General features: G+C 71.3%; 8 protein-coding genes and 1 pseudogene. All 9 read left to right on the top strand.

All coding sequences use genetic code 11. The features are described 5' to 3' along the window. The first annotated feature begins 222 nt into the window (after nt 1-222). Nucleotides 223-798 (top strand): TerD family protein, encoded by a 576-nt coding sequence (locus ACY45C_RS07080; protein WP_462186837.1) that lies wholly within the window; start codon nt 223-225, stop codon nt 796-798. A 350-nt stretch (nt 799-1148) separates the two neighbouring features. Continuing rightward, a complete protein-coding gene (locus ACY45C_RS07075) occupies nt 1149-2321 on the top strand; it encodes a DUF475 domain-containing protein (protein ID WP_462186836.1) in 1173 nt (390 codons plus the stop codon). Between the two features lie 164 nt (nt 2322-2485). Then, entirely contained in the window at nt 2486-3163 is a 678-nt protein-coding gene (locus ACY45C_RS07070; protein WP_462186835.1) for a TerD family protein, read from the top strand. A 231-nt stretch (nt 3164-3394) separates the two neighbouring features. Next, the gene (locus tag ACY45C_RS07065; protein WP_462186834.1) at nt 3395-4384 is read left to right on the top strand and encodes a hypothetical protein; all 990 of its coding nucleotides are present in this window, start codon (nt 3395-3397) and stop codon (nt 4382-4384) included. Nucleotides 4385-4557: 173 nt separating this feature from the next. Continuing rightward, a complete protein-coding gene (locus ACY45C_RS07060; protein ID WP_462186833.1) occupies nt 4558-6255 on the top strand; it encodes an Hsp70 family protein in 1698 nt (565 codons plus the stop codon). 338 nt (nt 6256-6593) lie between these two features. Continuing rightward, the gene (locus tag ACY45C_RS07055) at nt 6594-8324 is read left to right on the top strand and encodes a hypothetical protein (RefSeq protein ID WP_462186832.1); all 1731 of its coding nucleotides are present in this window, start codon (nt 6594-6596) and stop codon (nt 8322-8324) included. Continuing rightward, a complete protein-coding gene (locus ACY45C_RS07050; protein WP_462186831.1) occupies nt 8314-8805 on the top strand; it encodes a hypothetical protein in 492 nt (163 codons plus the stop codon). The genes ACY45C_RS07055 and ACY45C_RS07050 overlap by 11 nt, the downstream gene beginning before the upstream one ends. Beyond that, the gene (locus ACY45C_RS07045) at nt 8765-10159 is read left to right on the top strand and encodes a hypothetical protein (protein ID WP_462186830.1); all 1395 of its coding nucleotides are present in this window, start codon (nt 8765-8767) and stop codon (nt 10157-10159) included. The genes ACY45C_RS07050 and ACY45C_RS07045 overlap by 41 nt, the downstream gene beginning before the upstream one ends. A gap of 629 nt (nt 10160-10788) precedes the next feature. After that, nucleotides 10789-11200 (top strand): annotated as a pseudogene (locus tag ACY45C_RS07040) (beta-mannanase); the annotation flags it as partial.

Here is an 11200-nt window from a genome sequence, read left to right as displayed (position 1 = left end):
GCACAGTACTCCGGCCACGTGGCCTTCGCGGGCGGAGAGTCACTGTGGCGTTCACGCCGCGCAGTAGGCTGCCGGCGCCCGGATGCCGGGGACACCCGGGGCGCACCTTGCCCCGGGCCGACGGCTTCCGCGGGGGGCCGCCTGAGCGGCCTCCGAGACATCTGAACAGCGGCAACATCTGAACAGCGGCCCTTTCGAACAACGCACAGCAGGAGGAGAGCAGTGGGAGTCAGCCTCAGCAAGGGCGGCAACGTGTCGCTGACCAAGGAGGCGCCCGGACTCACCAACATCCTGGTCGGACTCGGCTGGGACGTTCGGAGCACAACCGGCGCGGACTTCGACCTGGACGCGAGCGCCATCGCGTGCCGGGCCGACGGCAAGGTCGCGTCGGACGGGCACTTCGTCTTCTTCAACAACCTCAAGAGCCCCGACGGCGCGATCGAGCATCAGGGCGACAACCTGACCGGCGAGGGTGAGGGCGACGACGAGGCCATCATGGTGAACCTCACGACCCTGCCATCGGAGATTGACAAGATTGTCTTCCCGGTCTCGATCTATGACGCGGACTCGCGGCAGCAGAGCTTCGGCCAGGTCCGCAACGCCTTCATCCGGATCGTCAACGGCGCCGGCGGCAGCGAGATCGCCCGCTACGACCTCACCGAGGACGCCTCCACCGAGACGGCTATGGTGTTCGGCGAGGTTTACCGGCACGGCGCGGACTGGAAGTTCCGAGCCGTCGGACAGGGCTACGCCTCGGGTCTGACCGGGATCGCGCGCGACTTCGGCGTCAACGTCTGAACCCCGGGTGCGCGGTCGGGCTCGGTCAGGCGACCGGGCCCGACCTGCCGGCGGGTCTGACCGGGCCGGTGGGTCCGGACGGCCGGTCCGGTAATGACCGGATACTAGGGATCCGGCCGTGTGTGGGTGACATGTACAGATAAAGCGATACACATCGGGTGTACCACTTTTGTCAGGTCGCGCCCACCAGACGAGCAGTTACGATGCCGACGACCGCCGCACCGGGCCAGTAGGCCGCGGACGATGCGGTCTCCGGTGATGCTTGAGCGATGCGGGATCCGACGGACCGCGGATCCGCCCGCGCGGCGCGGCCGGGATCTGGCGACCGGTCCGGGAGGGTGTTGGTAGGCGTGCACGCCTTGCGAGTCTTCGGATGGTCCTTGGGGATCACTGTTATCGGGGTGGCCGCGGCGGGGGTGATCGGTGGCCCCCGGGCCGCGGCGCTTGTCGCGATCCTCGCGGTGCTCGAGATCAGTTTGTCCTTCGACAACGCCGTCATCAACGCGACGATCCTTGGCCGGATGAGCCAGTTCTGGCAGAAGATCTTCCTGACGTTCGGCATCCTGATCGCGGTGTTCGGCATGCGTCTGGTCTTCCCGATCGCCATCGTGGCGCTGACCGCGCATCTCGGTCCGGTCGAGGTCTTCGACCTGGCGCTGAACGACAGTGCCCGGTACGCGGAGAAACTGGATGACGCGCATCCGGCCATCGCCGCGTTCGGCGGGATCTTCCTATTCATGCTGTTCCTGGACTTCTTGTTCGACCCCGAACGGGAGATCCAGTGGATCAAGAAGCTGGAGGAGCCGCTGCGCAGGGCGGGCCAGCTCGATGTGGTTCCGATCGTGCTCGGGCTCATCGCCCTGCTGGTGGTCGGCCAGGCCTTCGCCGGCGGCCACCAGCAGCAGGTGCTGCTCTCCGGGCTGGCGGGGCTCGCGACCTATCTGGGCGTGCGGGGACTCGGCGAGTTCTTCGAGGCCCGCGGTGTGGGCGCCGATGACGACGACTCCGGCTCCGCCGCCGAGTCGGCCGGCTTGGCCCCGGCCCGGTTGAACGGCACCGCCGGCCCGCCGAAGTTGGTGCTCGCCACCGGCAAGGCCGCCGCGTTCCTCTTCCTCTACCTCGAGGTCATCGACGCGTCGTTCTCATTCGATGGGGTCGTCGGTGCCTTCGCGATCTCCCAGAACATCTTCATCATCGCGGCCGGCCTCGGGACTGGCGCGATGTACATCCGGTCCCTGACCGTCTACCTGGTCCAGCGGGGCACCCTCGGCGAATACATCTACCTCGAGCACGGTGCCCACTATGCGATCGGGGCGCTGGCCGTCATCCTGGGCATCTCGATCGAGACCGAGGTTCCGGAGATCGTCACCGGTATCATCGGGGTGGCTTTCATCGGTCTGTCGCTGCTGTCCTCCATCCGCCACCGGTCCGCCGAGCGCGGTTCGGCGGGTGCCGGGTCCGTCCCGGGCGAGGGCGAGGGCGGCCCGGGGCAGCCACGGGAGGTCGTCGGCGCCCCGCTGTAGCGCCGTGCGCCGGGCGGTGACAGCTGCCCGGCGCAACCGGGCCCGGGCGGCCGGTCTGGAGAGTACCGCCGCGGATGTGACATCGTCGGGTACCGGCGTCCGATCCTGCCAGGCGATGATTATCTGATCATGGATGACGCCCAGCTACCGCGAGGGAGCGGACCATGGGCATCGACTACAGCAAACGTCCCGCCACCCCGGCGGCCGGTTCCGGCTCGGTCTCACTGAGCAAGGTGACACTGACGAAATCCGCGCCGACCGTCTCGCTGAGCAAGCAGGGCGGTGGCGGGCGGCTGCACGTGAACCTCAACTGGAACCAGCAGCCGGGCGGCGGCCAGCAGAAGGGCGGCTTCCTCAAGCGGGTGCTGGGCGCCGCGGGCGGCGGCATTGATCTCGACCTCGCCGCGTTGTTCGAACTCTCCGACGGCCGTGCGGGTGTGGTCCAGGCCTTGGGCGATGCGTTCGGCTCCTTCACGGACCCCCCCTTCATCAACCTCGACGCGGACGACCGCACGGGCGCCGCGGTCGGTGGCGAGAACCTGTACGTGAACCTCGCCGCCATCTCCCAGATCCGCCGCATCCTCGTGTTTGCCTTCATCTACGAGGGGGTGGCCTCGTTCGACCAGGCCGACGCGGTGGTCACCCTGACTCCGGCGCAGGGTGCCCCGATCGAGGTCCGGCTGGACGAGCGGGCCGGCGGCGTCCGGATGTGCGCCGTTGCCCTGCTGACCAATACCGGCAACGACTTCAAGGTCAGCCGGGAGGTCCGCTACGTCAGCGGTCACCGCGAGCTTGACGAGGCCTACGGCTGGGGCCTGAACTGGACCGCTGGCCGCAAATGACGCCGGTAGCCCGCGATGAGCCATCCGGTCCCGCCGCCCGTCGGCGAGGAGGATCGATACTCGATGTTCCAGCCACGTCGCGAGCCCTCACCCGAGCGGACGCGCGCCGACCGCGCGAGCTCCGACCAGCGGGCCCACCCCGGGCACCGATCTCATCCTGATCGTGACCCGGCTTCCGGGCAAGGCCGGGAGCGACCCGGGCGATACTCCGCCGATGATCGCGGCGGGCCGGTGCCTGGCGCCGAGCCGGGCCAGGCCGACCCGGCATACGCCGATCCTTCGCGAGCGGCCGGCTGGGAGCAGGGCCGGAGACGGCAGGTTCCGGTGGACGCCTATCCGCCGGGGGAGGACCGGTTCCCGGCACGGAACGCCTCGGCATGGTCCCCCTCGCCGCCGAGCCACGGCGGGTCGAGTGGCTACGGGGACCATGCCGGATCGGGGTATGGGGCGCGGGATGAGTTTCCCGGCGCAACCGACCCGTTTCCCGGCGCCGGACCTTGCGCGGACGGCAGCGACTACCCTGGCGACGGTTCCTACGCCCCCGACGGTTCCCGGCAGGAGTACCTCGAGAACGGTGATCTCCGGGACGGCGGTTCCGAGGGCGGGGACCTCGGGGCGGCTGGCCCCGAGGAGGCCGGGCCCGAGGAGGTCTGGCCCGGCGGGCCGGAGCCGGCCGTGGCATCCGAGCACGCCGGACCGGTGACGCCGACACGGTCCCCGACAGGCCCGGATCAACGGGATGGGGAGCGTGGCCCGGCCGGCCACGGCGGCACCGCGGCTCAGGATGATCAGGTTCCTCAGGGCGGCCCGGCGGATCAGGCCTGCCCCGCGGGCAGCCCGGGCCCTGACGGCGGCGGGACGGATCTGGTGGGTTCGATCGGTGCTGTCCAGGCGGTGGCGCTGGAACGCCTCGCGAGCCGCGTCGACGAATTGGCCCGGCTACGGCGGCACGATACCCAACTCGTGGACCGATTGCACGCTGAGAATGCCCGGCTACGTAGTGGTGAACTTACCGAAGCCATGGCCCCCCTTCTGCGGGGGTTGATTCGACTTCATGATCAAATGGATAGCCTGGGGGCCGACGATCCGCAGAGTGTCGCCGGCATCCTGCGTAAGCAGCTGCTCCAGGTGCTCGATGTCGCTGTGGACGTCCGCCCGTATACAGCGGTGCCGGGCGGGACCTTCGACCCGGCGCGGCACCTGGGGTGCGTCGGGTGCTGACGGACGACCCGGGACGGGACGGGACGATCGCTCGTACTGTTCGTCCGGGCTTCGTCCGCGGCGAGACCACGGTCGTCCGACCGGCGGAGACCGAGGTCTACCGATCGCGCTGAGCCGCGGAGGGCGGGCACCGCGGCGAACGCTACGAGGCTTGTGAAGGGAAGAATTAGACGGTGGCAGGCACCAAGGTGTTCGGGATCGACCTGGGCACGACCTACTCCTGCATCGCCCAGGTCGACGAGTACGGCCGACCGGAAGTGATCCGCAACATCGAGTCCCAGCCGACGACGCCTTCGGTCGTCCTGTTCGACACTGGGGCGGAGGGCCCAACCTCTTTCGTGGTGGGAACCCAGGCCAAACGCCAGGCTCGCATCCGTCCCGACGACGTCGCCCGGCTGGTCAAGCGGCACATGGGCGCGTCGGACTGGCGGTTCGTGGCGCATGACGCGGAGTACAGCGCCTCCGCGGTGTCGAGCCTGGTGCTCAAGGCGCTCGCCGCGGACGCCGAACGCGCGACCAGTGTCCCGGTCACCGATGTAGTGATCACCGTGCCCGCGTACTTCGGTGACGAGGAGCGCAAGGCGACGAAGCTGGCCGGCGAGCTCGCCGACCTCAACGTGGTCGACATCATCAACGAGCCGACCGCCGCCGCCTTCGCCTACGGATTCGGCCAGGACGGGGCCGAGGAGTCGACCGTGCTGGTCTACGACCTCGGCGGTGGCACGTTCGACACCACGGTTATCAGGCTGAGCGAGGGCGCGATCACCGTGGTCGCCACGGATGGCGACCACGAGCTGGGCGGTGCGGACTGGGACAATGAACTCGTCCGCTACCTGGCGCAGAAGTTCACCGAGGCGCAGCCCGACGCGGGCGACCCGCTCGACGACGTCTATGACGAGCAGGAGCTGCTGGCCGCGGCCGAGGACGCGAAGCTGGCGTTGTCCGGCCGGGACAGCGTCGACGTGCTGGTCGTGCACAACGGCAGACGCACAAGCGTGCCGGTGACCCGGACCGTCTTCGAGGAGATCACCGGCCCGCTGCTGCGGCGCACTCTCGACCTGACCGGCTCGGTGCTGGCGCCGGCCCGAGAGAAAGGTGTCGAGAAGATCGACTTGTGCCTGCTGGTGGGGGGCATGAGCAAGACACCGGCGGTGGCCCGCCGGCTGCAGGAGTCCTTCGGGCTCACCTCCCGGCTTGCCGATCTCGATCTTGCCGTCGCCAAGGGCGCCGCGGTGTACGGGCAGAAGAAGGCGCTGGAGCGGGAGGTCCACGCGAACCTGGTCGCCAGCGGGCATCTACGTCCCGACCAGGAACTCGCCGCAGCTGACGCCGTGGACGTGGAGAAGGCGGCTGCCGCCAGCGCCGAGGAGGCGGGACTCGCGACCGCCTCCGTGGTTGATCTCGTCCGCACGAAGGTGACGAATGTCACGTCGCGTGGCTTCGGGATCTTCACCGAGGATCGGGGCACACCGGTCGCGGCCTTCCTCGCCCACCAGAACGACCCGCTGCCTATCGCCGTCACCCGGACCTTCTACACCGTCGTCGACGATCAGGCCGAGGTGGACATCCGGGTCTTCGAGCAGGGCACCACCGCCGAGTCCACGGCGATCGACGACAACAAGGTGATCGTCGCCGGCTCCATCAGCGGGATTCCGCCTGGCCACCCGTTGGGCACCCCCGTTGAGGTGACCTTCACGATGGGCGGGGACCAGACGATCCAGGTCACCGCCTCGCACGAGGGCGCGGCCACCCCCCTGGTGCTCGAGGTGCGCGCCGGGGTCGGCTCGGAGGAGATGCGGGCCGTCGTCGGCGAAGGTCAGCCTGCTCAAGCAGCGGGACTGAGGCCCCCCGGCGGATCGGGCCCCGGCTGATCGGCGCCGGTGCCCGAGGGGGCCGTTCGGCCTCCCCCACGAGTGTTCCCGCACGAGTGTTCCGGCCCGCGGCGGCCGACGCCGGAGTGGATAGGGTTCAGCCTGACCAGGCACCGCGTCCGGTGGAGCGCCTTCCAGGCCTCGCGGGGACGTGGGTGCGCGCAGTGCGTGCGGGCGGTGCCAACCTGGCGTCCGCGGCCCGCGCCGAGGCGCGGCTTCGTACTCTCAGGTGTGGAGTGGTCGACGGCCGCTTCACGAGCGGCGCCTGACGACGGGCCGCCGGCCGATTCCCGGCGGGCATGGCGGGCGCGGTGGGCACGTGGGACGAAGGTGGATCGGTGAGCGCGGCGTTCGACGGCAGCGGCTATCGCCAGCGGGTGCTGGCGCCGCTGCGGGCCTGTGCCTCCCTGGACACCACCGACCCGTTCCTCCTCGCGGGTCTCGATCCGACGGTGGCGTACACCGGCTCCGACGTCGGGGCGCACCTGGTGCGGGTGCTCGCCTTCCTGCAGCGGGAACGCAACTCGGCGAAGTACGCGACCCTTGCCGCCGAGCTTGTCCGTCGGCGGGCGGAATGGGAGGAGCCGCTGCGGGACGCGGACTCCCGGGAACGGGTCCGCGCCCGGGTGCTGGTGGCCCGGCGTAGCGGTGACGCCGAGCGTCTCGCCAAGGTCGACGGCTATCTCGCCACCGTCCGGGAGCGATTCGGCGGCATCCCGGCATCCCGGGTGGACGGCCTGCGCCGCCTCGCCGTCGCCGCCGGGGTGACGGTCGAGGAGTTCGATGCTCGTCTGAGCCGGGAGCAGATCATCATCGACGCCGTCGGCGGGGGCGTCGAACCGCTGCCGACCGAGGTCCGCCGGCAGATCTCTGAACGGCTCGGCGAGCTGTGCGCCCTGCGCGGCGGGGACCGGGTCTCGACGGCGTCGCTGTGGGCCTTCCTGGGGCTGGCCCCGGACGCCTCACCGGAGCGGCTGCGGGCCGCGTACGCCGTGATGGTGGCGGGCAACCACCACCGTCCCCATGACCGGGAGAAGACGGTCACCGCGGACCTGCTCGCCCTCGTCTCCGCCCGGTTGATCGAGGGTGACCCCGCCGCGTACACCGTTGGGCTGATGGCGGACGCCGTGGACGAGCTGCGGCCCGCGGTCGAGGAACACGTCGTGCTCGACGGCGAGCTCACCGCGGTCGCCTTCGAGGGTCTCGTCCGGGCGGCGCTCGCGACCGGGCGCGGACTGACCGCGGCTCAGGCGAAGTCCGTCGTCCTGGAGGCGGCCCGGGAGCTCGGCGCCGCGGTGAACGTCGGCGGGGTCGTCGACTATGTGGTATGCCCGGGATGCGGCCGGCCGGAGGCGGCCGGGTCCGTGCGGCACTGCCGGTACTGCGACACCGACCTCTACACCACCTGCCCGTCCTGCGGATCGATGACCGAGGCGGCGGCGGTCGTCTGCCGGCACTGCGGGCACAGCCTGCGCCAGGCCAGGGAGGCGGCCGAGGCGCTCGTCGCGGTGCGCCGCGCCCTGGAGGGCGGTCATCCCCGCCAGGCCGGCGAGATCCTCACGACCGCCCATCCGGTGCTGGCCGCCGTCGGTGGGCCGGTCGCCGGGACGGCGGAGGAACTGGGAGCCCGGGTCTCCGCCGCGCTGGGCGCCGCGGACGCCGGTTGGCGAGCCCTCGCCGAGGCCCGCGCGGCGTGCCGGGCGGATGCGGCGCTCGCCGACGCCCGCTGGCTCGCGGCACAGGCCGCCGACGTCCCCGGCCCCGACGGCCGGAAACCGGCCGAGGTACTGGCCGAGCTCATTGCCGCCCAGGCGGTGATCCGCCGGCGGGTCGAGGCGGCGCGCGCTACCACCCGAGGACCAGGAGGTCGCCCTCGCCGCGGTCCTCGCGACGGCGGCGGACAACCGGGAGGCGCTCGCGGCGATGGCGGCCCTGCCGCTCTCCCCGCCGTCCGACCTGACCGCGGTGCCTGGCCCCGACGGTTCGGTGCAGCTGTGGTGGCGTGCTTCGCCCTCGGTCGGGGGAGCGGTCTCCTACCGGGTGGAACGCATCGTGCCCGTGGAAGTTAGCGACGGCCAGGGGGTGGCCCCGGGGCGGAGCAGCCTCGGTACCACCCGCTCGACGGAGCTGTGCGATGCCGGCGCCCCCGCCTGGACGCCGGTGCGATACGAGGTGACCGCCCTCTGCGGTGAGCGCCGTTCCGTGCCGGTGGAGGCCGCCCCGCTCGTCTTCACCCGGGACATCACCGATCTGCGGGCCGAGCGCACCGCCGCCGGGATCCGCCTGGACTGGAGCCTCGGCGGGGCGCTGGCCGCCGTGACAGTGGAGCGGACGGTGGCACCGCCCGCCGCGGTCAGCCAGCCGCCCCGGCGGGCGCGGGGCACCGGCGGCCTCTTCCACGACACCGATGTCGTCGTCGGCGTGACCTATCGCTACCGCGTCTTCGTCGAATACCAGGACGCGCAGGGACGCCCGGCCCGGACCCCCGGCCCGGACCCCCGGGGCCGAGGTGACGCTGGAGGTGGCCGCCCGCCCGCGGCCCGTCCATGACCTCACGGTGGTCACCGCCGCCGGGCGGACCACATTGCGCTGGACGCCGCCGCCCGGCTGGGAGGTGCGGATCTACGCGACCCCGGTGCCGGAGCCGCCGGCCGTCCCCGTCGCCACCGCCCACGCGACCAGTACCGCCTACGCGACCAGTACCGGCCCGTGGCCCTACCCGGGGTCGGGGCCCCTGCCGATGATCGGCATCGGGCCAGAAGGCAGCGACGTGTCGCTCGCTGCCATCACCGATTCGTCACGTCTTGTGGGACTGAGCCGTTCCGGGCAGGTCAGCGAGGCGGCACAGGTCGGCGAGGTCATCTACACGCCGCTGACGGTCCATGGCGGGACGGCCGTCGTCGGCCGGGCCGTGCGTCACCTCGCCATCGAACCCGTGCGGGACCTGCGCGCCGACGATCGAGGCGACTCGATCGTGCTGTCCTTCCAGCTGCCGCCGGGGGTCACCGAGGCGCGGGTGCTCTGGCGCCGCGACCAACCGCCGACCGGACCGGATGATCCCTACGCCGCGGGCGCCAAGGTCACCAACACCAGCCTGGAGATCAAGGGCGGCTGGCATCTCGCCGCGCCGCGGGACGGGTGGGCCTACCACGTGGCCTGCTACCCGGTGTACCGGTCGGGGGGCGTGGCCCGGATGGTCGCGGCCGGCGTCTCAGTGCTGGCGCGCCCCGCGACGCGTCCTGATCCACCCCCGATGCCGGCGGCGTCCGGGAGCAGCCCGGGAGGCTCGGCCGGCGTGGTTTCGGCCGGCGTGGTTTCGGGCCGGTCGGTGGTCGGTGCCGTCGCCGACCCGATCACGATGCAGTCGCTGGGTGGGCCGACCCAGCCCCGCACCGGGGGCTATCCGTTGCCTACGGCGACGGGTGCTGTGCCGTTGCCTACGGCCACGGGCACCTACCCGCCGCCCATGACCACCGGCCCCCTCCATCCGGTGCCGGTCCGTCCGGTCCCGGAGCACGCGCCGGAGGCGCAGACGAACCCGCCGGCGGGCCCGCCCACCGGCCCCGCGTCACCGCCGCCGGCTCCGGTCGCCCAGCCGACCGTCACCTACACCGTGAGCAGGTCCGGCTGGCGGCGGCGCACCCTACGGGTACAGGTGCACACCACCGGTCCGGCCGGAGATCTGATCCTGTTCGCGCGGCCGGGAACCGTACCGCCGCGGGTGGCCGCGGAGGCCCACGAGCTGTCTCGGCTCGCCGCTGTGGACCAGGCCGGCACCCGGACCATCGACGTCACCCTGGACGGCGCCCAGCTGCCCTGGGGAGTCCGGCTGTTGCCGGCGCTGGTGCACCCGACTGGATGGACCATCACCCAACCACCGGACGACGCACTGGTCATTCGATGATCCGGAGCGATCCCGGGTGAGTGTGCTCTCTGTGGTCCGCTCCGGCTCATTTCTTCTTGTCTTTTCGTTGATTTATGGCGGTTACCTCGGGATTTGTAGCACCAGATCTACAACATATGCGCTACTACGGAAAGTATTCATGAGGGTGCTGTTCCTTGGCTGGGGTGCGCCGTTTACGATTGGCCTCATCACTCCTAGTCCCAGTACCGCCCAGGTGTGTATCGGTTACCTGGGTGGAGCACCTGTCGAATCGTTCCGGCTGCGAGGTCGGGGACGGTCGGGTTCACGACCGGGCACCTGACGGTGCCCGGTCGACTCGCCTGGTGAGGCATGGGTCGAGTCCGGTGGAGCGATGAGCGGTTGCCGTGCGAGCGGTCCGCTCGGAGGGGACGCCCATCGTGGGTCGTGGTCCGGCCATGCTCCGCCGTCGCGTGCCGGGTGATCCGACGGGAGCATGTCACGCCAACACCGAAAGGCAGCGCGCGAGCATGGCCTCGATCATCCGCGGCCGACCCGCCCCTCCGGTCGGCCGGCCGATTCCCCCAGCCCATCGACGACCCCGCAGCGGCCGGATCCACACCCAGCGTCGGGTCCGGACCGGAGCCCGGATCGGCCTGATAGCCGTGTTCGTGGTGGGTCTCCTCCAGGCGGTCACCCCGCTGGCCCGCGCCGCGGGAAACTCACCGTCGCCGACTCCGGCCGTGTCGCCATCCGCGACGAGCGGATCCAGCCGGGCGGGGGGCGACGCGGGCAGTGGCCGCACGCAGGGCGTTCCGCTCACCACGCTGAGCCCGCAGGCGCGCAGCCGGATCACCCTCGTCCTCTTCGACCAGGACATCGTGCTCGTCGGTGGCCGCAGTTTTACCGCGGGTGATGATGTCACCGTCGTGGCGGAGACGGCCAAGCTGGGCGGCAGCGCGCTCACCCGGGCGGACGCCGACGGCCGTTTCATCCTCGGCTTCCGGGTGCCGGCGGACTTCGCGGGAACCGTCAACGTCAAGGCCACCCAGGGCACGGCCACGGCGACCGACGCCCTTGATG

The sequence above is a fragment of the Frankia sp. CcWB2 genome (assembly GCF_977927585.1).
This window is presented reverse-complemented; position numbering and strand designations above follow the sequence as displayed.